16 protein-coding genes are annotated in these 26,484 nt (G+C 69.2%); 8 read left to right on the top strand and 8 right to left on the bottom strand.

Annotation, left to right across the window (positions count from 1 at the left end; all coding sequences use genetic code 11):
* Positions 1-351 precede the first annotated feature (351 nt).
* Genes ABZ876_RS17615 through ABZ876_RS17595 form a run of 5 tightly spaced genes read right to left on the bottom strand, consistent with a single transcriptional unit; the run spans position 352 to position 5,290 of the window.
* Positions 352-1,677: an LLM class flavin-dependent oxidoreductase gene (locus ABZ876_RS17615; protein ID WP_361781235.1), complete on the bottom strand. Its 1,326-nt coding sequence runs from the start codon at positions 1,675-1,677 to the stop codon at positions 352-354.
* The gene (locus ABZ876_RS17610) at positions 1,674-2,729 is read right to left on the bottom strand and encodes an aliphatic sulfonate ABC transporter substrate-binding protein (protein ID WP_361781232.1); all 1,056 of its coding nucleotides are present in this window, start codon (positions 2,727-2,729) and stop codon (positions 1,674-1,676) included. The genes ABZ876_RS17615 and ABZ876_RS17610 overlap by 4 nt, the downstream gene beginning before the upstream one ends.
* 46 nt (positions 2,730-2,775) lie before the next feature.
* Positions 2,776-3,507 (bottom strand): ABC transporter ATP-binding protein, encoded by a 732-nt coding sequence (locus ABZ876_RS17605; RefSeq protein ID WP_361781229.1) that lies wholly within the window; start codon positions 3,505-3,507, stop codon positions 2,776-2,778.
* Positions 3,504-4,397 carry an ABC transporter permease gene (locus tag ABZ876_RS17600; RefSeq protein ID WP_361781226.1) on the bottom strand — a complete coding sequence of 298 codons (894 nt, stop codon included), beginning with the start codon at positions 4,395-4,397 and terminating at the stop codon, positions 3,504-3,506. Before ABZ876_RS17600 ends, ABZ876_RS17605 begins: the two co-directional genes overlap by 4 nt.
* Positions 4,394-5,290 (bottom strand): TauD/TfdA family dioxygenase, encoded by an 897-nt coding sequence (locus ABZ876_RS17595; RefSeq protein ID WP_361781223.1) that lies wholly within the window; start codon positions 5,288-5,290, stop codon positions 4,394-4,396. Before ABZ876_RS17595 ends, ABZ876_RS17600 begins: the two co-directional genes overlap by 4 nt.
* Before the next feature lie 922 nt (positions 5,291-6,212).
* Here ABZ876_RS17595 and ABZ876_RS17590 point away from each other — a divergent pair.
* A complete protein-coding gene (locus ABZ876_RS17590; protein ID WP_361781353.1) occupies positions 6,213-6,431 on the top strand; it encodes a hypothetical protein in 219 nt (72 codons plus the stop codon).
* A gap of 170 nt (positions 6,432-6,601) precedes the next feature.
* On the opposite strand, the gene ABZ876_RS17585 is transcribed toward ABZ876_RS17590, so the two are convergent.
* Positions 6,602-9,460 (bottom strand): CHAT domain-containing protein, encoded by a 2,859-nt coding sequence (locus ABZ876_RS17585; RefSeq protein WP_361781220.1) that lies wholly within the window; start codon positions 9,458-9,460, stop codon positions 6,602-6,604.
* 146 nt (positions 9,461-9,606) lie between these two features.
* Between ABZ876_RS17585 and ABZ876_RS17580 the strand changes: the two genes are divergently transcribed.
* The 4 genes from ABZ876_RS17580 (at position 9,607) to ABZ876_RS17565 (ending at position 20,128) form a co-directional block, all read left to right on the top strand.
* On the top strand, positions 9,607-10,368 hold the full coding sequence (locus ABZ876_RS17580) for a DUF6338 family protein (protein ID WP_361781217.1): 762 nt from the start codon (positions 9,607-9,609) through the stop codon (positions 10,366-10,368).
* Positions 10,369-10,508: 140 nt separating this feature from the next.
* Complete coding sequence (locus tag ABZ876_RS17575; protein WP_361781214.1) at positions 10,509-11,885, top strand: protein kinase; 1,377 nt, start codon at positions 10,509-10,511, stop codon at positions 11,883-11,885.
* Positions 11,886-11,972: 87 nt separating this feature from the next.
* Entirely contained in the window at positions 11,973-14,957 is a 2,985-nt protein-coding gene (locus tag ABZ876_RS17570; protein WP_361781211.1) for a DEAD/DEAH box helicase, read from the top strand.
* Positions 14,958-14,992: 35 nt separating this feature from the next.
* A complete protein-coding gene (locus ABZ876_RS17565; protein WP_361781208.1) occupies positions 14,993-20,128 on the top strand; it encodes a class I SAM-dependent DNA methyltransferase in 5,136 nt (1,711 codons plus the stop codon).
* 56 nt (positions 20,129-20,184) lie between these two features.
* Here ABZ876_RS17565 and ABZ876_RS17560 read toward each other — a convergent pair whose 3' ends face one another.
* Positions 20,185-20,376, bottom strand: a complete 192-nt coding sequence (locus ABZ876_RS17560) for a DUF397 domain-containing protein (protein ID WP_361781205.1) — start codon at positions 20,374-20,376, stop codon at positions 20,185-20,187.
* Complete coding sequence (locus ABZ876_RS17555; protein WP_361781341.1) at positions 20,373-21,197, bottom strand: helix-turn-helix transcriptional regulator; 825 nt, start codon at positions 21,195-21,197, stop codon at positions 20,373-20,375. Before ABZ876_RS17555 ends, ABZ876_RS17560 begins: the two co-directional genes overlap by 4 nt.
* A 187-nt stretch (positions 21,198-21,384) precedes the next feature.
* On the opposite strand from ABZ876_RS17555, the gene ABZ876_RS17550 reads away from it, so the two are divergent.
* From ABZ876_RS17550 to ABZ876_RS17540, 3 genes are all read left to right on the top strand, one after another.
* Entirely contained in the window at positions 21,385-21,894 is a 510-nt protein-coding gene (locus ABZ876_RS17550; RefSeq protein WP_361781202.1) for an ATP-binding protein, read from the top strand.
* Between the two features lie 100 nt (positions 21,895-21,994).
* Positions 21,995-22,420 carry a hypothetical protein gene (locus tag ABZ876_RS17545; protein WP_361781199.1) on the top strand — a complete coding sequence of 142 codons (426 nt, stop codon included), beginning with the start codon at positions 21,995-21,997 and terminating at the stop codon, positions 22,418-22,420.
* 6 nt (positions 22,421-22,426) lie between these two features.
* Positions 22,427-26,326 carry an AAA domain-containing protein gene (locus tag ABZ876_RS17540; protein WP_361781196.1) on the top strand — a complete coding sequence of 1,300 codons (3,900 nt, stop codon included), beginning with the start codon at positions 22,427-22,429 and terminating at the stop codon, positions 26,324-26,326.
* Positions 26,327-26,484: the final 158 nt, after the last annotated feature.

Raw genomic sequence — 26,484 nt, 5'->3', positions numbered from 1 at the left:
GATCGCGCTGCAGACGCGCTCCAGGTCGATGTGGCGGCGGGAGGTGAGGAGGAGAGGCGGGCGGCTCACTCGGACAGCGGCCGGATCAAAGCGCCTCATGCTTCCCTACCCGTTCACTAGGATTCCCCGATTGAGTGTCGATCCGACACGACACCGACGTCAAGAGGTCCGTCCCGCATCGCGGATGCCTGGGTGGACGGCAGCCCCGCCCGACGCCGCGTTCACACCGATCTACGTCTTGTACAGGCCCTCGCCAGCAGCGCGGGCGGACTCCCGCCGCTCCGGGAAGTGGATGCGGCGGGAGTCGCGATCGGGTCAGCCAGGGGAAGCTGGTCGGACCCGGAAAGCCGGTCAGTCATGGAACTGGTTCGCGGGAACCGCAAGCCCGTAGTGCTCCCGCAGGGTCGTGCCCTCGTACTCCTCGCGGAACAGGCCCTTGCCGCGCAGGATCGGCAGCACGTGCTCGGCGAAGGCCGCCAGACCCGACGGCAGGGCGGGCGCCATGATGTTGAACCCGTCTGCCGCGGCGCCCTCGAACCAGGCGATGATCGTGTCCGCGACCTGCTCGGGTGTGCCGACGAACTCGAAGTGGCCGCGTCCGCCCCCGAGCCGGGAAATGATCTGCCGGACCGTCAGCTTCTCGCGCACCGCGAGGTCGATGATCAGGTCGGAGCGGCTCTGCGAGCCTTCCAGCTTCGGCCTGGCGAGGATGAAGTCCGGCAGTGGCTCGTCGAGCCGGAAGACGGACGGAGCCGTTTCAAACACGGCGGCCAGCTGGCGCAGTCCGTACTCCGGGACGCGCAGCTCGTCGAACTGCCGTGCAAGCGCCCGGGCCTCCTCTTCGGTCGACCCGATGTACGGGACGATGCCCGGCAGAACGATCACGCCGTCGGGATCCCGCCCCGCGGCTCTGGTCCGTGCCTTGATGTCGGCGTAGAAGGCGGCGGCGCGCTCGTACGTCGTGTGCGCGGTGAAGATCGCCTCGGCGTGGCGGGCCGCGAAGTCCTTGCCGTCCTCGGAGGAGCCGGCCTGGACGAGCAGCGGATAGCCCTGCGGTGGACGCTGGACGTTGAGCGGGCCGGCCACCTTGAAGTACCTGCCCTGGTGGCCGAGCCGGTGCAGGCGGGCGGGGTCGGCGTAGCGTCCGGTGGTCTTGTCCGCGATGACGGCCTCGGACTCCCAGCTGTCCCACAGCGCCTCGGCGACCGTCAGGAACTCGTCGGCGCGGGCGTAGCGTTCGGCGTGGCCGGGGCGGTCGTCGAGGCCGAAGTTGGCGGCCTCGTCGGCCCCTGCCGAGGTGACGATGTTCCAGCCGGCGCGGCCGCCGCTGACGTGGTCGACGGACGCGAGCCTGCGGGCGAGGTTGTACGGCTCGTTGTACGTCGACGAGACGGTGGCGATGAGGCCGATCCTGTTGGTGGCCTGGGACAGCGCAGTCAGCAGCGTCAGCGGCTCCAGCTGGCCCGGCGGCCGGAACTCGCCGGTGCCGATGAGGGCGGGGCCGTCCGCGAGGAACAGCGAGTCGAACTTGGCGCTCTCGGCGAGCTGTGCCAGCTCGATCCAGTGCCGCAGGTCGAAGTCGGCCCGGGGGTTGCTGTGCGGGAGCCGCCAGGCCGCCTCGTGGTGGCCCGCTTCCATGAGGAAGGCGTTGAGGTGGAGCTGCCGTCCGGCGCTCATGAGGTGACCTTCAGCTTGGAGCTGTCGTAACCGGCCGGCAGCAGGTTGTCGGTGATCGACTTGGCGTCCACCTTCTTGGTGATCTGCCCCGCCTCCAGGAAGGCGTCGGCGAGCTTCTGCTCCAGCTCTATGTCCGACTGCTCCACGGGGGTCACCCGGTTGGAGTAGGCGGCCAGGGATGCCTTGGCGTCGTCCAGCGGGATGCCCTGCTCCCTCGAGAGCGCCTGCGCGTACTTGTCGGGGTTCTTGACCGCCCAGGCGAATTCCCGCGACAGCCTCTTCAGGACGTCCGTGAGAGCGGCACGCTTGGTCCTGTCCTTCAGCGAGGTGTCACTGGCGACGTAGTAGCTGCTCGTCTGGTCGATCGGCGGGAGACCCTTCACCAGGATCCGCGCGCCGTTCTTGACCGCGATCGCGGACTGCGGGTTCCAGATCGACCAGGCGTCCACCTTGCCGGTGTTGAACGCCGTGGCGGCGGCCGCCGGGTCGAGGAAGACCAGCTTCGCGTCCCTGGGGGTGAGGCCGACGCTCTTCAGCGCGTTCAGGCCCAGTCCGTGGGCCGAACTGCCCTGCGGAACGGCGATCTTCTTGCCCTTCAGGTCAGCGGCTGTCTTCAGCGTCGAACCCTTGGGCACGATGATGTTCTCCACCGCCTGGCCGGGCGTGAGCGACCGGTTGACGGCGACGACCTTGAAGCCGTACTCCTTCGCGGCACCGGTGATCGGCGGTACGTCACCCACGCTGCCGAGGTCGATGTCGCCCGAGGCGGCGGCCTGCACGAGCGGGGGGCCATAGGTGAAGCGGGCGAACTTCACCTTGTAGGGCGCGTTGTCGAACACGCCGGTGATCTTCGCCAGTTCCTGGCTGCCGTCACCGCCGTTGTCGCCGACGGTGAAGGTGTACTTGCTCCACTCGGGGTGCTTGGCGTCGCTCGCGTCAACGGCGTTGCTCAGCGGCGCGGTGCTGTCCGAGTCCGATCCGCAGGCGGTGAGGGTGGTCGCCAGGGCGAGCGAGCCGACGGCGCCGATGAGTCTGCTGGTTCTCTTTCGCATGGGTTGTCGCGCTTTCTGTGCTGGATGAGGGTTTTTCCGGGGAAGGTCAGTGCTGGCCGGCGAGGCCGAGGTCGCCCAGGAGACGGGCGCGTAGTTCCTCGCGTGCGACGCTCGCCTCACGGTCCGCGGCGCCGAGGTGCACCTCGTGCGACGCGCCGATGCGGCCGTTGCTCATGACGACGATGCGGTCCGCGAGGGCGATCGCCTCGTCGACGTCGTGGGTGACGAGCAGCATGGCGGCGTGGTGCTTCGTCCGCAGGGCGCGCACGAGGTCGTGCATGCGCAGCCGTGTGATGGCGTCGAGCGCCGCGAACGGCTCGTCGAGCAGCACGAGTTCGGGCTCGGAGACCAGCGCCCGCGCGAGCGACACCCGCTGCGCCTCGCCGCCGGAGAGCTCCTTGGGCCAGGCCTTCTCACGGCCCGAGAGACCGACCTCGGCGAGCACCTCGCGGGCCCGCTGCTCCGCGTCGGGCCCGTGCAGGCCGAGTGTGACGTTGCGCAGCACCCGCTGCCACGGCAGCAGCCGGTCCGCCTGGAAGACGATCGCGCGCCGTGCCGGGACCTCCACGCGTCCGCCGTCGGGCCGGTCCAGTCCGGCGAGCAGCCGCAGCAGGGTGCTCTTGCCGCAGCCCGAGGGGCCGAGCAGGATCACCAACTCCTCGTCGGCGATGGCGAGGTCGAGGTGGTCGAGCACGACCCGGTCACCGAACCGACGGACCACCTGCTCGACGACGACCCCGGTCTGCCGCCGGGGCTCTGTTGCGATCGTGCTGCTCATGACGCCTCATAACTGGGTCGCCACCGCAGCAGCACCCGCTCGAGAGCCCGGACGAACTGGTCGGCGAGCAGACCGAGGAGCGAGTAGATCACCAGCCCCACGAAGACCTGGTTGGTCTGGAGATACGTCTGCCCCTGAGTGATGAGGAAGCCGAGTCCCTTGTCGGCGTTGATCGTTTCGGCTGCGACGAGGCCCAGGACGCTGTACGCGAGCGAGAACCGCAGGCCGACCAGGAATCCGGGCAGGGCTCCCGGCACCAGCACCCGCGTCACCAGGCGCCAGGTACCCGCGCCCGTCGTCCGCGCCATCTCGATCAGGCGCTGGTCGACGCCCCGGATCGCGGCGAACAAATTGAGATACATCGGCACGCCGGCCCCGAAGGAGATCAGCAGCACCTTCGTGAGCTCGTCGATGCCGAACCACACGATCATCAGCGGCAGCACGGCGAGCAACGGGATCGTGTTGAGTACCTGTACGAGGCCGTTGAACAGGTACTCGCCGCTGCGCAGCAGGCCGCCGAGCACGCCGGTGACGATGCCCACCGTCAGACCGATCGCGAGGCCGATGCCGGCCCGCTGCAGCGAGACGGCCAGGTCCGGGCCGAGGACGCCCTGCTGCCACAGATCGGCGGCGGACTTCACGATCGACGTCGGCGCCGGAGCGTACGTCTTCGAGACCACTGCGCTCCGGGCGAGTACCTCCCAGGCAAGGAGGATCGCGACCGGGGTCGTGTAGACGCCCAGTGGCCAGCGCAGGCGCTCGCGGAGTGTGCTGAGCGGCGTCCGGCGGCGGGCGTCGCGCGGCAGGAACACCTCGCGTTCCCGCGCGCCCGTCGTCCCGGCGTCCGAGCGCTCGGTGACGGCCGGCGCCTTGAGGCTGAGCTCGGTCATGCCGCCACCGCCAGCACGCTGCTGTAGTGCGAGGCGTCGCCGACGAGCTGCTCGCTGCGTCGCCCGTCGACGCCGGTTGGCACCTCTCCCGCGACCGTCACCCGGTTGAGGCGGCGCGGGTGATCGTCGTAGTTGTCCACCCCGTAGTGCTGGGTGATCCGGTTGTCGAAGATCAGCAGCTGGTTCGGGGACCAGGTCCAGCGCAGGATGTTCTCCGGACGCGTCACGTACGACTGGAGGATGCGGAGCAGATCGGCCGAGTCGGTGCTCGACAGGCCGACGATCCGCTTGGCGAATCCTCCGATGAACAGGCCGCGTTCGCCGGTCAGCGGGTGCACCCGCACGACCGGGTGCTCCGCCTCGTAGGGCGTCGAGACGAAGATGCGGTCGTACTCCTGCCGCTGCGCGGTCGAGACTGCGGGGCGCGCGTAGTCGTACTGGTTGGTGTGCACGACGCGCAACGTGTCGGCGAGAGCGCGCAGCGATTCGGGCAGGTCGCGGTACGCCGCGGCAGCGTTGGCGATGAGCGTCTCGCCGCCGTACGGCGGGATCACGACGGGCCGGAGCGTGGTGAGCTGCGGAGGGTTGACCACGAAGGTGACGTCCGCGTGCCACTCGTTGGCCTTGGACGTCTCACTGTCGACGGCGAGCACGTTCGTCGTGTCGTCGGCGGCCGGCACGTTCGGGTGGGCGGTCGTCAGCTCGCCGAACCACCCGGCCACCCGCTCCTGGCCGGCGTTGTCGAGCTGCACGCCGTCGAACACGATCGCTTTGTGCTCGTTGAGAGCCTCTCGGAGCGTGGTGACCGTCGAGAGGTCGGGGGGCGCCGTGAGGTCGACGCCCTCGATGACCGCGCCGATGCGGCCGGTGAGCTTACTGATGGACAGAGACATGAGGGGTCCCTCCCGGACAGGCGGGCACACCAAGGGGTGCTGGGGATCGGAGAGCTGAGTGAAAGGGCTGGTACTGCGCGGGACTGACCGGGCGCACACCGAAGTCCAGGTCGACCGGAGGAAGAATGAGTGGTCGCAGGGCAGCCGCTGCAGCCGCGTTCTCAGCGACCGCGTCGGCGTGCGCGATCGGACTCCCGCCTCATACGAGAAGGGCAGGAGACAGAGAGCCCTCAGGAAGTGGATACGACGGTCCCGGAGGGAGGCATCGCAGCGCGGGCGGTTTCACACCGCCTCAGTTCGGCGCGCAGCGACTGCGACACCGACTGCTGCCGGGAACCGATCGCCCGGTCAGCGACAACAAAACGCGCTGGAGACGTGCGCCAGATCGATGTGGCGCCGCCGAGTCAGGTCCACGCGCGGGTTCATGGAACGGGAGTTCAGCAGACACCCGCCGCGTCGGTCAATGCTTTCCCGGACAGGTCTTGCATCGCGGACAGGGAGAACCTCTCCGCCTCTTCGGGACGCGTCGACGCGACGGAAAACGCCGTGCACTCCCCCGGGTCGGCGATGATCCAGGATGTACGCGCACGCCGCGCCACACCCCACGTGTGCCTGAGGACGCTCGCGAGTGCCGGTCGAGGGAGGGGCGGCTGCGCCGCCCGAGCGCCGGGTTCCTCCCGGGTCACGTCGGCACGTCGCATGCTTCGGCACTCTTGGCGCCGCGAGGCCGGTTCGCCCAGCCGCTCGCACCATGTCCCGCTCTTCATACGAGAGGTCGGCCTGCGAGGCCTACGCTTGACAAGCCCGGCCCTCATGGGTGGGAAAACACACTCTCTGAGCACTCTTCGAGGCTGCGAGGGTTGGTCATGCTCACCTGCTGTTTCTGCCCGTTCCCGGCCGCTGTTGGTCATGCGTTGGTCGTGTGACCAACCCTTCCCCGAGGCGTCCGTCCTCGGGGCTGCCGTCAGCCGTCCCCGACTGCGACCAGGGGTCCCCGCCGCCTGCGGCCGCGGCTGCCACCGCCGCTCAGCTGGTCCCCACCGGCCGCCGCCGGATCCTCCGCCTCGCCCACCACTGGCCATGGAGCGGTGTGATCACCGAGGCCCTGACTCGGCTCGAAGCCCTGCCGAACCCCGGCTGACCGCACGTTCCCTTCCCTGCGAGCAGCACCACCCCGCCGGAGCCGTGGATACCGGCGCACACCCGACGCGAGCAGCCGGGCCCTCACCCTGCCCACCATCAGCCCAGCACACCGAAACGGCCCGCCAATCGCACTGACGAGCCGTCATGAAAACCGAGGTTGAAAGGTGTTCACAAGGCTCCGGTGATCTTGAAAGCAGCCCAGAACAGCGGGTTCTCTGCGGCCTGTTGATCCAGGTGGCTTCGCCAGTCCGGAAGTACCGAGTCGATGGCCGACTCGGCGGAGAGCAACGGCCCTCCATGGGAGGGCACTTGCCAGTGACTCGCCCGGAGGTATCGAGTGGTGTCGGCGAAAGCGGTGTGAGGGTTCACGCCGGCTCCGAGATAGGCGTGGAGTACGGCAGAGAAGACGACGCCTTGCAGATCCGTGATCTCCCACAGTGTGGAAACGACCGCCTTGGCTCCTCGGGCCAGGAACGCGGACTCGAGACTGCGCAGGGTCTGCACGGTACGACCGGTCCCTTCGTGCGTGCCGGTTCTGCAAGCGTTCAAGACGACCAGGTCGACGCTGCTGAAGGTGCCTTCGGCGAGGATTCTGCTCGTGGTCAACGTGGCCGCTCCCAGCGAACTGCCTTGCAGCACGAGTCCAGCAGCCCAGCGGTTGAGATGTGTCAGGCCGTGCGACGCCACATGGACGATCCGCGCCCTGGACATCGCTTCCAGAGCACGGTCGGGGGTCGCCTCCTCTTGCGTGAGGACCTCCGCATGGTGGTGGAGGTCAGCGATCAGGTCAGCCTCGCAGAGCGGTCCGCCGATCGACTCGAAGCCGGGCACGCCATCACCGCTGTGTGCCACCACAAGGACCTCGACCGCGGCTGGCTGCCGCTGGGACCTGTCGATGGCCGTTGCGAGGCGAGCTGTGGGAGCGTAAGCCACGTGATCAAAAAGGTCGCTCAGTGTCACGGTCCGCGGGGCATGAAGCGTCGCGGCATGGAGCGGCAGTAGTTCCAGCGGGGCCGCGGGACTGAGCATCAACCGACGACAATCATAAGGTGCGACCATTTTGGCGATCGCCTCAGCTATTTCAGTGCAGCCAGCGAGGGCTTGTTCCAGGACGCGATACCACAAACGTCCGGGAGCATCCTGGGGTAGCTTTGCCCATCCCCTTACGAACTCAGGGGAGCGCCCGAGAGAAACTTCCTCACATGAAACCAGGTCGAAGTGCGCGCGGCCCGCACGAGTCCTGCATGCGGCAAGCTGGAGCATCCCAAACTGGTTGATCAGGTGCACGAAAACCGTGCGTTCATCCAGCAGAGGCATGTCGGCTTCGCCGATAAAATCCGTTTGCAACCTCCCTCGAGCCGCGGTCGCCCTGAGGAGTTCCAAAGTGCGCTGCCGTTCTTCGAGAGCGTCCTTCAGCTCCACTTCGGCCTCATGCACGCCTTCTCCATCTAGCAGGCGCAAGGCCTGCCGCGCACGCGTCCCGGCGAGGCGGCGCGCGGCGGACATGAAGTGTCGGAACTCAGTGGTGTCGGAGGCGAGAGCGAGTTCGTCCTGAATATCCTCGCTTTTCGCGTTCTCACAGCTCTGGAAAGCCGCCTCAGCGGCCTGGTCAACGCCTTCGAGGGCCATCCTCTGCTTTATGTTCTGTGTCTCGTCGCCAATGAGTCGACGGAGCGCCGTGATCGCGGCGTCCTTGCACCGGACGAGCAACTCTGCCGGTAGTCCTAGCCAGATGCTGCCCACAGCCCTCACTTCACCGTCGCCCACAAGCCGGACGACGCTGAGGCGGGTGTACCCGACGGTCGCAAGATGCAGGAGTTCCCAGGCATGTTCCACCCAGGCGAGGGAGTAGGTGTACGGAGCGCGCACAGGAGGGCCCGGGTCGCCGGGAGGCAGGGGAAACTGCAACCAAATCCTGATGCCGTCGCCGTAGTCTTCGACTTGGAACCCGTATCGCGCTCCCGTCTTCATCAACACTCGCACGGATGCCAGATGAGCGTCCGTCTCAGCCGTGGCCAGCCAGACTGGGTGAGGACCCACCCGCGTATGAAGCAAGCGGGTTCCACAAGTGACGATTTCTTCGACCACCCAATCGGGTACCGAAGCGCTCAGATCGCTCGGATTCGGCTCCCACAAGAGAGCATCGTCTCCCATCAGTGGGGCTTTATAAAAACCCTTTCCCTCAACGAGACACTCTTCCGCATACTGATCGTCCCCCGTCCCGGAAGTCATCAGTGCGAGCTCGTATGCCGTCAGGTGAGACATGACCTCGAACATCTGGGCGTCCCATGCCTCAAGGTCTTCACGCAGCCCCGCGAGGAATTCCGCCGAAGGTTCCCTGATGCGATCTACCGCGTCCTCCAGATCCTTGCGGCGATGCAGGCGCTTCGCGACCTCCGCGAGATCAGGTCTGTCAGTCAGCCCCGGTCTGGCTCGCAGGACGTCTTCCGTCCGATTGATCTTGATCCAGCCACCGGAGACAAGGGCTTGCAGACACGCACTCGCCCTTCCGGTGGCTGATTCGTGAAGGAGGTCCGGCGGCAACGAGGCGTAGGGATCCGCGACATTGCGGAGGAAGGTTTCCAGGACCTGGTTCGGGAGGCACCATACGCTCGTCAGTTCCTCGCGTACCGTCTCCGTGGATTGGGTCGAAAGTCGGCGTCCAGCCCACAATTCGATCAGTAGCACATGGAACCCGGAGACGTCCCACCACCGTTCCCACGGCACACCTCGCTTTCGAACCGTGCGCAGAACAGGCATGACGAGGTCTCTGACAACCACGGGACCGGGCACCCTGGAATCGACAAGAGCGCTCGATCGGAGGTGGTCACTGATGGCCTGCGGAGAGCTGCCCGTGATGTCTTCCGCAGCGATGCGAGCCAGCAGGGCGGCGAGCGCCGGCGGCTCGTCCGCGACCCATGAGGGGAACATGTCGTAACGGCTCGGGTCGGGCCCCAGTTCGCGGCAGACCCGAGCCGTGAGGCTGTCGACCCAGGTGGAACGCATCCGGAACAGGTTGTCTCGCATCAGGCGCCCCCAGCTTCGCAACGATGCACAAGTGCCACGGCAGTAAGTCTGTGGCACCTGCAAGTTGCCGCGATACTAGAGGACTTCCAGCCACCAGATCCGCTGCAGAAGCTCGCTGCCCGAGCCATCCGGAAGGACACACGCCGATGCCGCACGCTCCCTCGACAGTCGCTCAAGTAGTGATCGTGCTTTTCCTGGTCCTGCCCGGCGTGAGCTACCAGTTCGTCCGCGAACGAGCGCGCGGCCTGGCTCCGGTCCACAAAGACCTGGGTGAACGCGTACTCCGAGCGGTGACGGCGGGCATCGCTCTCGACACCGTCTACGTCTTGCTCGCAGGCCCTTGGTTGGTGCACCGGGTCTACGACCGTCGCAACGGCTGGCTGACGGGTGCGGCAGAGAATCCTCGTGTCGCGGCTCTGGCGGCGGCAACCCTGTTGATAGCCGTTCCGGCTGTCGCCGCGTGGCTCACGTCCTGGCTGGGGTCGCGAGGCAGCGGGTCGACCTATGACCCGACCCCCACGGCATGGGACTGGATCTTCCGACGTCGGAGCCACTGCCTGGTGCGAGCGCGGCTGAAGAGCGGCCGTTGGATCGGCGGGTACTACGGCGAAGACTCCTACACGTCGAGCTACCCGCAAGCCCCGGACCTGTATCTGCAGACCGCTTGGGCCGTGTCCGCCGCCGGAGTGTTCGAACGCCCGCTGGAGGATTCCGGCGGGCTCTATATTCGGATGGATGATGTGGAGTGCCTCGACTTCATCGAAGTAGCTCCCGCGACTGCAGACGGAGACGCGACCAGTGACCGAAATACGACCGCGGTTGGACCCCAACGGGAAGAGGGGCTACAGGCCCGTCGGCAGACGGCCGGAGCCGACCCAGGCTCCGCCCACGCCCCCTCCGACCACTGAGCCGGAAACGGTTGCGTCCGACGAGGAGTGACCCGGCAGGCACCCGCGGCACGGACGTCGCCCGTCCTTGCCCGCACGGAGTGGACCAACGTGCCGATGAACCCCTGCCCCGGCAGCCTGTACCGATTGTGAGGACCCACTTGCACATCGCGCCCCTCAGCCCCGAAGACCCCTCCCAGCTGGGCGGCTACGAGCTGCTCGGGCGGATCGGGCAGGGCGGTATGGGGCAGGTGTACCTGGGGGAGTCGCCGGGCGGGGAGCCGGCCGCGGTGAAGGTGATCAAGCCGTCCGTCGTGGACTCCGAGACCCGGCTCAGGTTCGCTCAGGAGGTGGAGATCCTCAAGGCCGTCTGGGGAGCTCGCATCGCCGCCCTCCTGGACGCCGACCCGGACGCGGATCCGCCGTGGCTGGCGACCGAGTACGTCGAGGGGCTGGACCTCAGCAGGCATGTGAGCAGGCACGGTCCGCTCGACGCCCTGCTCACCGCCTCGCTGGGCGCGACGCTCGCGGAGGCGCTGGCGACGGTTCACAAGCAGGGGCTGCTCCACCGTGATCTGAAGCCCGCCAACGTGCTGCTCGGCCCCAACGGGCCCAAGGTGATCGACTTCGGGCTCGCGGTGTTCGCGGAGTCCAGCGTGTCGCTGACCGCGGCCAACACGGTCGTCGGCACCCCCTCCTACATGCCTCCGGAGCAGGCGAACGGCGAGAAGCCGCTGACACCCGCGGTCGACGTGTACGCGTTGGGTGCCGTGCTGCTGTTCGCGGCCTCGGGGCATGCTCCCTACCGGGCCGACAACATCCATCTCCTGTTCCACCAGGTCGTCGATCCGGCGACCGCGCCCGACCTCTCGGGAACGCCGGAGGAGCTGGTGCCGCTGCTGACGGCCATGCTCGCCCACCGTGCCGAGGACCGGCCGACGCTCGACGACGTCGTACGGCGGTGCCGGACCCTGATCGAGGCGCGGGGGTTCAAGGTCGCCCAGGCACGGCGCCGGCTCACGAACCACACGGCCGCCCCGGCGCATGTACTCGACGACCTGCTCGCGGTGGATCGTCCGGCCGGGGCGGGACCGGCAGCGCCGGACCGGGCGTGGACGGCCCGTGTCCCGGCCGATGCCGAGCCGAGTCGACTGGAGCCGGAGACGCCGGCGACCGAGTCGGCCCGCCAGAGGCCGGGCGGATCGCGGCCCACCCATGGGGATTCCGCGGTGCCCGCCCCGCCGACGCCTCCCGCCCAGGTGCCGTCCTCCACGGATCCGCGCCTCATCCTCGCCCGCGTCGAGACCTCCACGCCCCCGCCCGCCGACGGCACACCCGCCCCCACCGCGGTGGGGCGAGAACCGACGGAGCGGGCCACGGAGCCGGACGGCGCACGGTCCCCGGTACGCCCGGCGGGCCGAGGCCGTGTGAGCAGTGGGGACAGCAGCGTCCGACGGCGCTCGCTGCGGCATTCCGCCCAGGCCCGGACCACCGCGCAGCGGCTGCGCGAGGCATACGCGGCCAGTACACCCTTCTGACCCGTACGCCCGCGCGACCAGCGATAATGGGCGGGCTCTGAAGGGGGGCCTGACCATGCACGACCGAACCGCCTCAGGAGGCCACGGGTGACCGCCGTCCAGACCAGCGCGGAGCAGAGTGGCGTCCCGACCGGCCAGGACCAGTACCCGGCCGGTGCCCAGGTGGTCGTGCGGGACGAGGAGTGGCTGGTCAGAAGCTCCATGCCGACGGCCGAGGACGGCACCCGGATCGAGGTGGTCGGGGTGTCGGAGTTCGTCCGCGACCAGGAGGCCGTGTTCTTCTCCGCCCTGGACCGCATCGAGCTGCTCGACCCGCGCGAGACGTCTCTCGTCATGGACGACTCCCCGAACTACCGCCGCTCCCGGCTGTTCCTGGAGGCGGTCCTGCGCCGCACCGCGCTCCCCCAGTCGGAGCGCCGGCTCGCCCTCGCGGACTCGTTCCTGATGGACCCGCTGCCGTACCAGCGGCGCCCCGCCGAGCTGGCCCTGTCCGGCGGGAATCTCCGCCCGCGGTTGCTGATCGCGGACGTGGTGGGTCTCGGCAAGACCCTGGAGATCGGTCTGACGCTGGCCGAGCTGATCCGTCGCGGCCGGGGCGAGCGCATCCTGGTCGTCACCCCGCAGCATGTGCTGGAGCAGTTCCAGCACGAGCTGTGGACACGGTTCGCGATCCCGCTGGTGCGGCTGGACTCGGTCGGCATCGAGCGGATCCAGCGGGAGATCCCGGCCGGCCGCAACCCCTTCACCTCGTTCAAGCGGGTCATCGTCTCCATCGACACCCTGAAGAACACCGACCAGTACCAGCACCATCTGGAGCAGATCCGCTGGGACGCGGTCGTCATCGACGAGTCGCACAACCTGATCAACCGCGGTTCGCTGCGCAACCAGCTCGCACGCACCCTCGCACCCCGCACCGACGCCCTGATCCTGGCCTCCGCGACCCCGCACAACGGCGACGCGAAGTCGTTCGCCGAACTGATCGGCCTCCTCGACCCGGTGGCGATCCGGGACCCGGAGAACTACCGCGCTGCCGACATCGAGCACCTCTTCATCCGCCGCACCAAGATCAGCCCCGAGGTGCGGGAGCAGATGAAGGGCCAGTGGGCGGACCGCGGCCCCTCCCATTCCGTGCACTGTCCCGCAACTCCCGCCGAGGAGAAGATCTTCGAGGAGCTGGCCGCCGTCTGGCTGCCCGGGGACGGCGGCACCTCGGTGAGCTCGGTGCCCCTCTTCCCGTACACGCTGCTGAAGTCGTTCCTGTCCTCCCACGCCGCGCTGCGGGCGACGGTCTCCGCGCGGACCAGGACGCTGGAGAAGAAGGACGACCGGCGAGGCACCGAGGCCGAGCTGGCCGCCCTGGGCCGGTTGTCGGAGCTGGCCGCCGGCCTGACCGAGGCCGACTCCGCGAAGTTCGCCGCACTCGTACGGCAGCTGCGCGAGGAGATCGGCGTCGGACCCGGGTCGGACGAGCGGGTCGTGGTCTTCTCCGAGCGCGTGCAGACACTGGAGTGGCTGGCCGAGGTGCTGCCCGCGGCACTGGGGTTCAAGGGACGGGCCGCCCGTGACTGCGTCCGGATCATGCACGGCGGCCTCTCCGACGAGCAGCAGATGGCCTGTGTCGAGGAGTTCGGCCTGGCCGACACGCCCGTACGGGTCCTGCTGACCGGCGACGTGGCCTCCGAGGGCGTCAACCTGCACCGCCAGTGCCACCAGCTGGTGCACTACGACGTGCCGTGGTCGCTGATCCGTATCGAGCAGCGCAACGGCCGTATCGACCGCTACGGGCAGGCCCGTCCCCCGGAGTTCCGCGCGCTGATCCTGACCAGCGAGGTCGAGGGCGCCAAGGACGACACCGTGGTCGCGGAGCGGCTGCTGGAACGCGAGGACCAGGCCCACCGGTCGCTGGGCACCGCGGAGGCGGTGACCGGCCTGTACCGGGCGGAGGCGGAGGAGAAGTCCCTCATCCAGGACCTGCTGCGCGGCCGGACCGTGGACGAGTCCCTGGACGCCCGCCGCTCCGGCACGGACGGTGAGGACGCGGGCCTGGACGACTTCCTCGCGGACTTCTTCGGCCCGGTCGGCGAGGACGCCTCACAGGCGGACGGCGCGGAGCCGGACGGCTCGACCGCGACGAGTGGCCCCGGTACGGAGCCGTCGGCGGGCCGGGCCGCCGCGAGCCCCGTCGTCCCCCGCCTCTTCGACTCGACCGCCCACTTCCTGGACGAGGCCCTGCGCGAGGTGTACCCGGACGCCCGCGACCGGCTGGACCTGGACCGCGACCAGCAGTCGGGCCTGCTCTCGTTCCGCCCTCCGACGGAGCTCGTCCACCGTCTCAAGGCGCTCCCCATGGACTATCTGCGCGAACAGCGGCTGCGCGAGCGCCTGCTCGTGACGTTCAACCGCCGCCTCGCCGAGCACTCCCTCCAGCGGGCCCGGGAGTCGTCCACGTCGAGCTGGCCGGAGATCTCCCTGCTGACGGACCTGCACCCGGTCGTCGAGTGGCTCACCGACAAGGTCCTCGTCGGCATGGGCCGCCAGGAGGCCCCGATGATCACGGCGAACGTGGCCGAGCCCGTCTACCTCGTGCAGGGCGTCTACTCGAACAAGCTGGGCAGGCCCACGGTCGTGAAGTGGATGGGGGTCACCTGGCTGGAGGCCACCGGCAAGGGGCTGGTCGACGACGACATGGTGTCGCTGCTGCGCCGCTGCGGTGTCGGCCCCACCATGGCGAACAAGCTCCGCTACCGCGAGCCCGCGCCGCTGCGCGCGGCTCTCCCCCATGTGCTGGACACGGCCGAGGCGTTCCTCAACACCCACCGCGACGCCTGGGACGAACCGCTGCGCGAGCCCATCGAGCAGTACAAACGACGGCTCGGCACCTGGCGGCAGCCCACCCTCGCCGGGGAACGCACGAAGGAACGCCTGGCCGATCTCGCCGACTCCCTGCTGACGACGGGCAGGCCGCTGCTGCGGGTCCTCGCGGTTCTCGTGCCGGACCCGGACCGCAAGAAGGACGACGGCGGGCCGCCGCTCGTCTCCCTCACCGTCCCGTCCGCGCCCGCCGCCCCGTGACCCATGGTCTGTGACCTTCTGAGAGAAGCCCTGTCATGACGTACGACTCCCTGGTCAACCGCGGCGACTACTTCTCGGCCCACTATCTGGCCGAGGTACTGCCCAAGGACCTCAAGTCGGGCCTGCTGCAGGCGTGGAAGGAACGCGAGGAGGCCGCGAAGCCGCCCGCCGGGGACGAGCGGGGCACGGAGGACGAAGCCCTCACCCTGGCGGCGCCCGGCGGCGGTGAACTGCCGGTGACGCCCCGCGCCGGGCTCCGGGCGCTGCGCCGGGACTACTTCCGGGCCCGGTCCTCCTTCGCCCTCCCCGAGGACGAGGACGGCATCCCCGTAGTACGGGAACTCGACGAGGAGAAGGCGACCTACGGCGACCCGAAGTGGCGGGAGCGCGTACGGGCACTGAACGCCGAGGTACTGCGTGCCCTGGGGTACGACGCCAAGCCTCGCACCCTCACGGTCGTACGCGCGGGGCAGACCTACGAGGTCCCGGTCGCCCACGCCGAGAAGGGGCTGCTCGCGCTCGACTGCGGGTGGGCGGCCGAACCGGACGCCGCGGTCGACCCGAAGGGTCGGGGCCGATTGCTGGAGCCGGTGCCGCTCGACGGTACGGCTCCCGTGGAGACCGGCGACAAGCTGGCCAAGTTCCTGTTCGCCTGCGAGGAGCCGCCCCGGTACATCCTGCTGCTCGGCGGCGGAGTGATCATCCTCGCCGACCGTGCGGTGTGGGGCGAGGGCCGCTACCTCGGTGTCTCCCTGGACACCGCGCTCCAGCGCAACGACACCAGGGCGGGCGGCGAACTCGACACGGTGGCCGCGCTGTTCGGCGCCGACTCGCTGCGCACCCCGGAGGAGGGCGGCGAGAACCCGCTCTCCGAACTCGTCGGCAAGTCGGCCAAGCACGCGGTGGGGGTCTCCAGCGAGCTGCGCGACGGCCTGCGCAAGAGCGTCGAGCTGATCGCGGGCGAGGTGCTGGACCGGCTGCGCGAGCAGGGCGTGCGCCCGGAGGACATCGGCGAACTACCTGAGTTGGGGAGGCAGTTGACCCGCGAGTCGCTGCGCTACCTCTACCGGATCCTGTTCCTCCTGTACGCCGAGGCCCGCCCCGAGCTCGGCATCCTGCCGGCCGACTACCCCGAGTACCAGCAGGGGTACGGGCTCGGCCGGCTCGGCGAGCTGATCGCCGACCGGGAACCGATCAGCGACACCGCGCGCAACGGCTTCTACCTGTACGAGTCCCTGGACCTGCTCTTCGGCAAGGTCCAGGACGGCTACCGCCCGCGCCGCACCCACGGCGTCGACGCCAAGACCAGCGAGGACGTCGGCCTGCGGTTCGAGCCGCTGCACAGCAAGCTGTTCGAGCGGGACGCCATCCGGCTGATCGGCGCGAACAGCCTCCTCGATCCACGCCACGACTCCGACGAGGCCCTGGCCCGGGGCGAGTCCGTCCGCTACCTCGACACCCGCCTGCGCAACGCCACGCTCCACCAGGTGCTGCACAGCCTGATGATCACCCAGGGCAAGCGGGGCGAGCGCGGCGGCTTCATCTCGTACGCCCAGCTCGGCATCAACCAGCTCGGCGCGGTGTACGAGGGCCTGATGTCGTACAGCGGCTTCATCGCGGGCGAGGAGCTGTACGAGGTCGCGAAGGGCGGCGACCCGAAGGACGGCTCCTGGCTGGTCCCCAAGTCGAAGATCGACGAGTACCCGGACTCGGTGTTCGTACGACGCCGGGACCGGCACACGGGCGAGGACAGGCGGGTGAGCTACGCCCCGGGTTCGTTCGTGTACCGCCTCTCCGGCCGCGACCGGCAGACCTCCGCCTCGTACTACACGCCGGAGTCCCTGACGAAGGTGACCGTGCAGCTCGCCCTCCAGCAGCTGCTCACCGACGAGACCGAGGCGAAGGACCTGCTGAACTGGCGGATCTGCGAGCCGGCCCTCGGCTCCGGCGCGTTCCTCAACGAGGCGATCAACCAGGTCGCCGCCGAGTATCTGCGGCGCAGGCAGAGCGAGTTGGGCCGGTCGATCGACACCGAGCAGTACGCCGTCGAGCTCCAGAAGGCGAAGGCGTACATCGCGCTGCACAACTCGTACGGCGTCGACCTCAACGAGACGGCTGTGGAGCTGGCCGAGGTCTCACTGTGGCTCAACACCATGCACCCCGGTATGGAGGCCCCCTGGTTCGGCCTGCACCTGCGGCGCGGCAACTCGCTGATCGGCGGGCGGCGGGAGGTGTACCCGGCCGACCGTCTGAAGAAGGGCGGCTGGCTGGGAACCACTCCCGAGCGGTTCCCGCTGGCGGACGCGGTGGCGGGTGAGCGGCTGCCGGAAGGCGCGGTGCACCACTTCCTGCTGCCCGCGAAGGAGTGGGGAGCGGTCGCGGCCGAGAAGGAGGCGAAGGCGCTCGCGCCGGATGCGGCGAAGGCGCTGGGCACCTGGCGGAAGGCGATCACGAAGTCGCCTACGGCGAAGCAGACGGCCCGGCTCCAGGGGCTGGCCCGGCGGGCCGAGTACCTGTGGGGGCTGGTCGTACGGCGGCTGGAGCTGTCGGAACGGGACATCTCCCGGCGGATCGAGGTGTGGGGCGCGGAGGGCGACTGGCTGCGGCGGCCGGAGGTCGCGGTGCAGCGGGACGAGGTGCTGGCCGACCTCGAGGCCGAGGACACCCCGTACTGGCGGCTGAAGACGCTCATGAACACGTGGTGCGCGCTGTGGTTCTGGCCCGTGCAGAGCGCTGCGCTGCTGGACGGTACGGACGAGAAGTACGCGCGGGCCGAGGCGTTGGCGGAGCGGGCGGCGCAGTTCGAGGCGGCGGGCGTTTCTGCGGCCGGTGAGGACGACTCCGGGGTCCTGCTGGCCTGGGAGGCGGACGCCCTGCCGGGGTTCGCGGCCGAGCCCCAGCAGATGACGCTGACCCGGGATTCGGTGTCGCGCCGCCGCACCGGGCGCCGCGCGGAGCAGGTCAAGGGGCAGCGCCGGGAGGTGATTCCGCTGGCCTCGCTGGACGACTGGCTGGACTTCGCGGAGGCGTTGCTGGGTACGCAGGACGTTCCGGGTGAGTCGCTGGTGTCGACGTTCGAGACGCTGGACGACCTGTCGGTGTACGAGGACGAGCTGCCCGAGTGGATGGGCATGGACCGGTTCCAGTGGCTGGAGAACCGGTTCCTTTGGGCGGGCGTCGCGAAGGATGTGGCCAAGGCTCAGGGGTTCTTCCACTGGGAGCTGGAGTTCGCGCAGGTGTTTGCGCGGGGTGGGTTTGAGTTGCAGGTGGGGAATCCGCCTTGGGTTCGGCCGCGGTGGCATGAGGATGTTGTTCTGGCCGAACTGGAGCCTTGGTTCGTATTGGCAGAAAAGCCGAGTGCGGCAGAGTGGCGGCTCCGCAAGGAAGACGTACTGGCCACTCGTTCACACAGTCGAGATTTCCTTCTCAGCGAGCTGGCTACTCATGCAGGGGGCGTCGCTACGCTAGGAAGTCTGGCCACGTATCCGCTCCTTCTCGGAACCCAAGGCGACCTTTACCGGGCCTTCATGGGCGTGGTGTGGCAGCACATCGCGTCGGGCGGCAGCGCTGGCATGATCCATCCCGACACGCACTTTGCTGGCGTCCGTGAAGGAACCATCCGAGCCGCCGCCTATCGGCACCTTCGAGTCCATGCACACTTCGTGAACTCAGCGAACTGGGCGTTTGAAGACCTTGACCGTGGTTGGGAATTCGGACTGCACATCTATGGAGCAGCACAGGAGCCTGATTTCCTACACCTCAGCGAGCTCCGTGATGCAGAAATCTTGCCCGATTCGCTAACTCATGACGGACAAGGACCAGCCCCTGGTATCAAGCACAACGGCTTGTGGGACATCCGCCCGCACCGGGAGCGCGTCGTACATGTCACACCAGACTTGCTGGCGAGTTGGCATGCTTTGACGGGCTCGACCGGTGGAGCGTCACAGACTCCCCTGCTGTACCCAGTCCTTATCGGCGAACAAGGAGCCATCGAGGCCCTGGCTGCCTATCCCAACAGCCTGGCCGACTACCACCCAATGATCTCAAGGGGGTACGACGAGGCCGGAGCCAAGAGGGAAGCCTTGATTCGTTGGGCAAACCAGGCGGTCCCTGAACTCGGGGATGTCATTCTCCAAGGACCGCACTTCGCATCAGCGCTTCCCTTCTCAAAAGAACCGAGGGTCCCCTGCCGGAGCAATAGAGACTGGGATCTGCTCGCCCCGACGCAACTGCCCGAGAGATACGTCCCCGTGACCAACTATGTTCGGGCCGCCGATGAGGTGACGTACCTCGCGGCCCAGGACTCATGGTCCGGAAAGCCGTTCACTGCATTCTTTCGGTTGGCCTGGCGGAGGATGATCCCTTTCAACACCAGCCGCAGCCTGCAAGCCGCTCTCATTCCGCCCGGTCCTGCTCACATCCACACCGTGCAGTCCATGGCCCTGACCGACAATCGCCTTACCGCTCTCAATGCGGGTTTCTGGGCAACGCTGCCTCTCGACTACCTACTTCGCATCACCGGCCGCTCCGACCTCCAGACCGGCGAGGCCCGCAAAATGCCCGCCCCCGACCCAACGCATCCCCTCGCCGCCGCCCTCCTCCTACGCACCCTCCGCCTAAACGCCCTCACCACCCACTACGCCCCCCTCTGGAAGGAGCTGTTCGACCCGCGCTGGGCAGGCTACGAAGACTGGGTCAACCCCCACTGGCCTCACCTCCCGTCCCTCGCCGGGGGCCTCAAGCCGACCTGGCAGTACAGCACCCCACTCCGCACCGAGCACGAGCGCCGCGCTGCGCTCGTCGAACTCGACGCCCTCGTCGCCGTCTGGCTCGGAATCACCGCCGACCAACTCGCCGCGATCTTCAAGTCTCGCTATCCGCAGCTGTACGACTACGAGTCGGCGACCTACTTCGACGCTAACGGCCGAAAGATCGCGGGCGACTTCAACACATACGGCCACGGCCAGACCAAGCAGGACTACGTCGATCTCCTCGCCCACTTGGAAGACCCGGAGCACACTCCGCCCCCGGAGGGCTACCAGGCCCCCTTCTACAAGGCCGACCGGGAGGCTGAGATGAGGGCCGCACACGCACACTTCCAGGCCCGGCTGGACGCGGAGATCGCCGCCGGGCGCTGGACGCCGCCCATCCGCGAAGCGGTACAGGCATAGCTGGCGGCCCCTGCCGGACACAGCTCTGCCCCTGGCACATGACCAGGGGCAGAGCCCTACCTGACGGCGAAGCCGACAAACGCGGTCCAAGCCTCAGCATCGACGGCAAGGCCCGGTCGGCTCGTGTCCTTGGAGTCCCGCACGTGGATGGCGTGAGCGGAAGTAGCCACCTCAACGCACTGGCCGCCCTCACCACTGCTATAGCTGCTCGTGCGCCACGCAGTAACTTCAGCACCGTCGACGTTCATGTCTCTCCAAGCAGTTTCTCGATGAGTGTCAGCGACTCGCGCGGGGTGAGAGCCTGAGCTCTGAGCAGACCGTACTGCTCCTCCAGTTCTCGGACAGTCCCCCGGTCGGTGTAGAGGCGGCTGTGCTTGTACGCCTCGACGTAGGCGATCCTCCGCGCATCCTGCGTCTCGATCAAGGTGAAGGGACCGGCCAAACCGGCGTGCTCGTCCCGCTTGTTCGGCATCACCTGAATCTCGACGTTGCGTCGTTCGCCGCACAAGAGGAGCTGCTCCAGCTGACCGCGAATCACAGGCTCACCGCCCACAGGGCGCGTCAGCACCGACTCCTCGATGACGAAGCTGATGGTCGGCATCGGGCTGCGGGTGAAGATCTCCTGCCTGGCGAGACGCGCGACAATCCGCTCCTCAATCGTCTCGTCACTCAGCAGAGGGCGCCGCATCGTGAACACGGCCCGCGCGTACTCCTCCGTCTGCAAGAGCCCATTGATGAGGTGCGTGTCATACACGTGAAGCTCAACCGCCTCTCCCTCCAACCGCGCCGCATCCCGAAAGAACGCCGGATACTGCGCCCGAGCAACCTCCTCCTTCATCTCCTGAAGGACCCCACCCGCGTCCAGCACCTCGTCCGCCCGGTCGATGAACTTCGGCGGCGGCACCCGGCGCCCCTGTTCGTACGCGGCGATGGTCGACGCCGAGTAGCCCAGCATCGAACCGAACTCGGCCCGTTCCATCCCCGCCCGTACCCGGAACCGCTTCAACTGGCGCCCGAAGACGCGAAGGATGCCCGAGCCGGCCCCCGCCTCCCGCTCTTCCTCCTCCACGCCGGACTCCTCCTCGGCCGGTCCCGCCGATTCACTCACGTCCCTCACCACCTCCCCGACCAACGCAGCCCCCGCGCCGACCGTCACGCTCCGCCCCGCTTACACCCACACACCGGCCACGTACAGCGACCGCCCGTATGCGCGCCGTATCTCGTCAAGGTAAAACCACCACGTCAGCGTGGACCACGTGAACAACGAAACTTCCCCCGCACCGGGGGTCACTCGCCCCTGCCCCCTCCGCGAATTCGAGATGCGGTTCACGTCCTCCACACGAGGAGCCCGCCTCGCCCGCCGCCTCGTCTCGCACCGGCTGGACTCATGGGGGCACCCGTACACCAGTCACGCCAACGAGACGCTGACGCTGGTCACTTCCGAGCTGGTCACCAACGCCGTACGGCACGGGCACGTCTCCGGTCGGGACTTCCACGTACGGCTGACCGAGACCGCCGGCAGCCCGCGCACCCTGCGCGTCGAGGTCACCGACACCCGTACCGAACGCGTACCACCGCTCGCGCCCGAGGAGCCGCCCGGTGACGAGGAATCGGGGCGTGGCCTGCTCATCGTGGCGCGGCTCGCGTCGCGTTGGGCGGTCGCGCCGCGCGTCGACGGGCCCGGCAAGACCGTCTGGGCGGAGCTGTGGCTGCCCGCAGAGACAACCGCACCGCCGCCGGTCAGCCGCTTTCCCGCCAAGGCCTGACGAGTTTTCGGAAACTCGGGCGTCCGTTGTCAGTCCCCCCGGCTATCGTCGTCCGCCCATGCCTCCGCCAGGAGCACGGCAGACCACAGGGGGACCCGCTGTGACCACCACGCCCGAGGAACGGACCGGGTACCGGATCGCCATCGTCGACGAGGACCCGCTGCGTGCCCGCAAGGAGGCGCGTGAGCTGCTCGCCGCGATCACCATTGCCGACCCCGGCGCCGCCCTGGACGTTCCCCGGCAGCGCACCGCGGCCGGCGGGACGGACAAGGGCGGCCTCTCGGTCGACACCATCGGGGTGCTGATCGGCGCCGGTTCGCTGGTCGCGTCGGGGGTGCAGATCTGGTTGGCGCGTGTGCCGCAGCGGACGATCGTCGTCCAGCGGCCGGACGGCGCGACCCTGCGCATCACCGGGAAGGAGGCCCGCGAGGACGACGAGCGGATCGAACGCTTCCTCGCGGGCGGTGGTGAGGCCACTCCCCGCGCGCACGACGAGAACCTTGGCGGCACTCCCACGGCGGGCTGAGCCCGCATGACCGACAACGACCGGTTCGCCATGCTCGTCGGCGTGTCCACGTATGACAGCGACGCCTACCGCGACCTGCCACCCGTGCGCGCCGACCTGCACTACATGCGGGCGGTGCTGCAGAACACCGAGATCGGGATGTACAACGACTGCGCGATGGTCCCCGAACCGGCGCGCGCGGAGATGCTGCACGCCATCGAGACGTTCCTGGAGGCGCGGCAGCCCAGCGAGACCGCCCTGCTCTACTTCAGCGGGCACGGGGAGTTCTGCGAGGACGACAACCAGCTGTACTTCCTGACCCGGGACACCGACCCGGACGATCTGCCGGGCACAGCAGTACCCGCGGAATTCCTCGAGCGCATGCTTCAGTCGTGCCGGGCCGCCTCGAAGCTGGTGCTGCTGGACTGCTGCTCCAGCGGATCCGTCGTGCAGGGGTGGACCTCGAAGGGGTCCGGGGAGGAGCCCGCACGGCCCGCGCCGAGCACCCTGCTGCGGCCGACGGGCGTGTACTTCATCACCGCCTCCGACGCCCTCCAGTCCGCGTCCGCGATGGCGCCGCGCGGGTCGAGCCTCGGTACGTCCCGGTTCACCGGGGAGATCGTGGAGGGCCTGCGCAACGGGCGGATCAAGGGCGGCGGCTGGATCACACCGGACGACCTGTTCGACTATCTCACCGCGCAGATGGCGCGCGACGGCGTACCTGAGGAGCAGCGCCCCACCAAGTCCACGATCAGGGCCACGCGCAGCCTGCCCTTCGCCCGATCGGTGGCGCGCCCGGTGCACATCCCGGCGCTGCCCCGCGACGCGGCCGAGGCCGGCCGGCGCTCCCCCGCCCTGCTGAAGGCACGGGAACTGGCCGCGCTGGACGCCCGGGACGGCGTCGACTGGCAGCGGCTGCTGCGGTACTACGCGCACTGCCTCACCGCGCAGGCGGCGGCCGGCATGCGACCCGACCGGGACAGCGGGCGCGACTCGAAGTACTTCCTGCTGGGCCAGGGCGAGGAGACCATCCAGTCCGGGCGGGGCTCCACCTTTCCCGCTCCGGGGAAGCTGCCCAGGCCGCAGGGCAGGCCGGCCGGTGCGGACGGCCGTGACGCGGGGGCGCAGCAGGAGTACTGGTACGGCTATCCGGCGATCACGCTGCCGGTGCGGGACGGCGGGGGCCGGGGGCGCCGTACGGCGGTGGAACTGGCGCCGCTGCTCATCCAGCAGATGGAACTCGCGCCGGACGATCAGGGCCGGGACGTGCTCCGGCCCAGTGGTGTGCCGTCCCTGCACACCGGTGTCGTAGCGGAGTTGCTGGACGCGGGTGACGCGGCCGACCTCGTCGCGCGCTGGCAGCCGTCCTGGCAAGAGGGCAACGACGCGCAGATGCTGCTCGCCGTACGGGAGTTGCTGGAGCAGCTGGGGCTGCCGGAACTGGAGCCGCTCGACCCGTCGGCGCTCAGCGAGCGGACGGTGATGCAGGCGCTGCGGCCCGGCGCGCACAACGCGGCCGTCCTGCTGGTGCCCTCGGGTGTGGAGGCCATCGCCACCCAGGCCCTGGTGGACAACCTGCTGCAGATGTCGACGCGGACCGGTCGGATCCCCGGCACCGCCCTGGACGCGCTGCTGAGTGGTGGCGAGGGCGGTGCGCACGGCGCTTGGACCGACGTGGTGGCCCCTGGGCCGTGCAACGAGAGTCAGGAGTCGGTGATCTCCTCGGCGATGACGCGGCCCTTGACGGTGGCGACCGGGCCGCCCGGGACGGGCAAGAGCGAGGTCGTCACCGCCGTCGTCACCACCTGTGTCGCCGCCGGGCAGTCCGTGCTGGTCGCCTCGACGAACAACGAGGCTGTGAACGTCGTGGCCGAACGCTGCGACGACATCGCTCCGGGACTGCTGATGCGGACCGGCAACGCCGAGGCGCTGGAGCGGGAGGCGGCCAAGCTGGAACGGCTGCTCGGCGAGGTCGCCGAAGCCCCGCGACGGGGATCGGCCACCGTGGGCGGGCAGTTGCGGAGCGCCCGCAAGACCGCCGACGGGCTGCGGGCGGAGGCCGCGCACCGTGTCGGTGAGGAGGTGCGGCTGCTGGAGCTGCTCCGGGAGCGGGCGGAGCGGGCGGCCGCGCTGGAGTTGCCGCTGCCGCTCCTGGAAGGCGTCTGGGCGGCGGACGAGGACGGTGTGGCCGCGCTGGGGCGCTGGGAAGACAGGGCGCGGAAGGTGGCCGGGGCCCGTTGGTGGCTGCTCGGCCCGTGGCGTCGGGGGCGGGCGCTGGCCGCGCTGGTCTCGGCGGTGGCCGATGCCCCGGAGGGAGAGCGTCCGGACCGGCCGTCGTGGCCGGGGTGGGCGACCGGGCGGCCGGTGCGGGGCGAGCTGCTGGAGTCGCTGGCGGACGCGGTGGCCGTGGAGCGGGAGGTGCGGGAGCTCGTACCCCGGCACACGGGATGGGACGAGGACGGGCTGAGGCGGTCACGGCTGGAGGCCGCGGACACGCTGTCCGAACTGTCGGCGGAGCTGTCGCGGGCGGTGTCCACCGAGACGCTGACGAGGGCACGCGGGCTCATGGGACAGCGGCTCCAGGCGCTCCGGGGCCGCTCGGGCTACCAGCGGAGCCAGAAGAACCTGATGACGCACATCAAGGGGTGGGCCGTGAGCACCCATTCGGTGCGGCAGCTCGAACTCGCCCCGAAGCTGTTCGACCTCGTCGTCATCGACGAGGCCAGCCAGTGCTCCATCCCCTCGGTGCTGCCGCTGCTCTTCCGGGCGCGCCGGGCACTGGTCATCGGCGACCCGATGCAGCTGGGGCACATCCCCGGCGTGTCACCGCAGCAGGAACAGCAGGCGCGGGTCAGGGCCGGGCTGAGCGCGGCACAGCTGGAGGACCACCGGCTCACGTACCACGTGTACTCCTCGTACCACGCGGCCGAGCAGCACGGCGACTCCGCGCTGCTCCTCGACGAGCACTACCGGTGCCACCCGCGGATCGCCGACATCGTCAACGGCTACTGCTACGCGGGCCGGTTGCAGGTACTTACCGACGTACGGCGGCAGGTCCCGGCGCTCGACCCGGTGGGGGCGGCCGATCCGGCGCCGGTGCTGGGCTGGGTCGACGTACCGCACGGTGAGTCGGCGCGCGGCGGCGACGGGCGGTCCTGGCGCAACGCGGTCGAGGGGGAGGCCGTACGGCGGGTGGTGGACGAGCTGCTCGCGGGGCTGCCGCAGGACGCGACGGTGGGGGTGGTCACGCCGTTCCGGGCGCAGAAGGAGGCACTGGCGCGCGTGTGGCGCGACGACGACCGGGTCCGGGTCGGCACGGTGCACGCCTTCCAGGGCGGTCAGCGCGACGTGATGGTGCTGAGCCCGGTGGCCACCCACAACACGCCGCCGAGGACGACGCACTGGGTCGCGAGCCAGGTCAACCTGTGGAACGTGGCGGTCACCCGGGCCAAGTCACAGCTGATCACCGTGGGCGGTCACGCCTTCTGGCAGGGGCAGAGCGGTCTGCCGACCCTGCTCGCGGGACGCTCGGTGCCGCTGGGAGCGGACGCCGGCGAGGACGGCGGGCCGGTGTCCACGGCATCCTCGGTGCCCGGGTTCCGGGAGGAGCTGGCCGACCGGCTCCAGCAGTACCTCACCGAACGCGGCATCTCCGATCTGGAGCGGGCGGCGGTGGTCGGCGGGCACCCGGTGGATCTGCTGTTCACCGAGGCCGGGGAGAACACGGCGGTGCTGATCGACACCGGCCCGCACAACGGTGGCGACCCGGCACGGCACCTGCGGCTGACCCACGCGCGGGGTGACCTGCTGACCGGGCTGCCGTCCGGGGGCTACGGGGCGAAGGCGTGCCCGGTGGGCCGGACGGTACGGGTTCCGGCATGGCGGATCCTGGCGGGCGGGGAGGCGCTGGCGCCACTGTTCGACTGAACGTGCCGCTGCCGCCGGTTCAGCTGAAGGGCAGGCACCGGACGACGTAGGTCGGACGAACCTCCGGACTGCGGCGTCCATCTCCGTCGGCGCCACGGCAGGCAGCGGCGGAAGGTTCCACACGGGCATGAGTGCGGCCCGGACGTCCGGCCGCAGAC

Origin of the sequence: Streptomyces sp. NPDC046931, assembly GCF_040644655.1 — a bacterium.
GTDB lineage: Bacteria > Actinomycetota > Actinomycetes > Streptomycetales > Streptomycetaceae > Streptomyces.
This window is presented reverse-complemented; position numbering and strand designations above follow the sequence as displayed.

What these genes read in the sequence shown, in the direction of transcription:
- ABZ876_RS17560 (WP_361781205.1), bottom strand. Translation starts at nt 20,376, where the DNA reads ATGAACGTCGACGGTGCTGAAGTTACTGCGTGGCGCACGAGCAGCTAT.
- ABZ876_RS17615 (WP_361781235.1), bottom strand. Translation starts at nt 1,677, where the DNA reads ATGAGCGCCGGACGGCAGCTCCACCTCAACGCCTTCCTCATGGAAGCG.
- ABZ876_RS17585 (WP_361781220.1), bottom strand. Translation starts at nt 9,460, where the DNA reads ATGCGAGACAACCTGTTCCGGATGCGTTCCACCTGGGTCGACAGCCTC.
- ABZ876_RS17565 (WP_361781208.1), top strand. Translation starts at nt 14,993, where the DNA reads ATGACGTACGACTCCCTGGTCAACCGCGGCGACTACTTCTCGGCCCAC.
- ABZ876_RS17540 (WP_361781196.1), top strand. Translation starts at nt 22,427, where the DNA reads ATGACCGACAACGACCGGTTCGCCATGCTCGTCGGCGTGTCCACGTAT.
- ABZ876_RS17580 (WP_361781217.1), top strand. Translation starts at nt 9,607, where the DNA reads ATGCCGCACGCTCCCTCGACAGTCGCTCAAGTAGTGATCGTGCTTTTC.
- ABZ876_RS17610 (WP_361781232.1), bottom strand. Translation starts at nt 2,729, where the DNA reads ATGCGAAAGAGAACCAGCAGACTCATCGGCGCCGTCGGCTCGCTCGCC.
- ABZ876_RS17600 (WP_361781226.1), bottom strand. Translation starts at nt 4,397, where the DNA reads ATGACCGAGCTCAGCCTCAAGGCGCCGGCCGTCACCGAGCGCTCGGAC.
- ABZ876_RS17605 (WP_361781229.1), bottom strand. Translation starts at nt 3,507, where the DNA reads ATGAGCAGCACGATCGCAACAGAGCCCCGGCGGCAGACCGGGGTCGTC.
- ABZ876_RS17595 (WP_361781223.1), bottom strand. Translation starts at nt 5,290, where the DNA reads ATGTCTCTGTCCATCAGTAAGCTCACCGGCCGCATCGGCGCGGTCATC.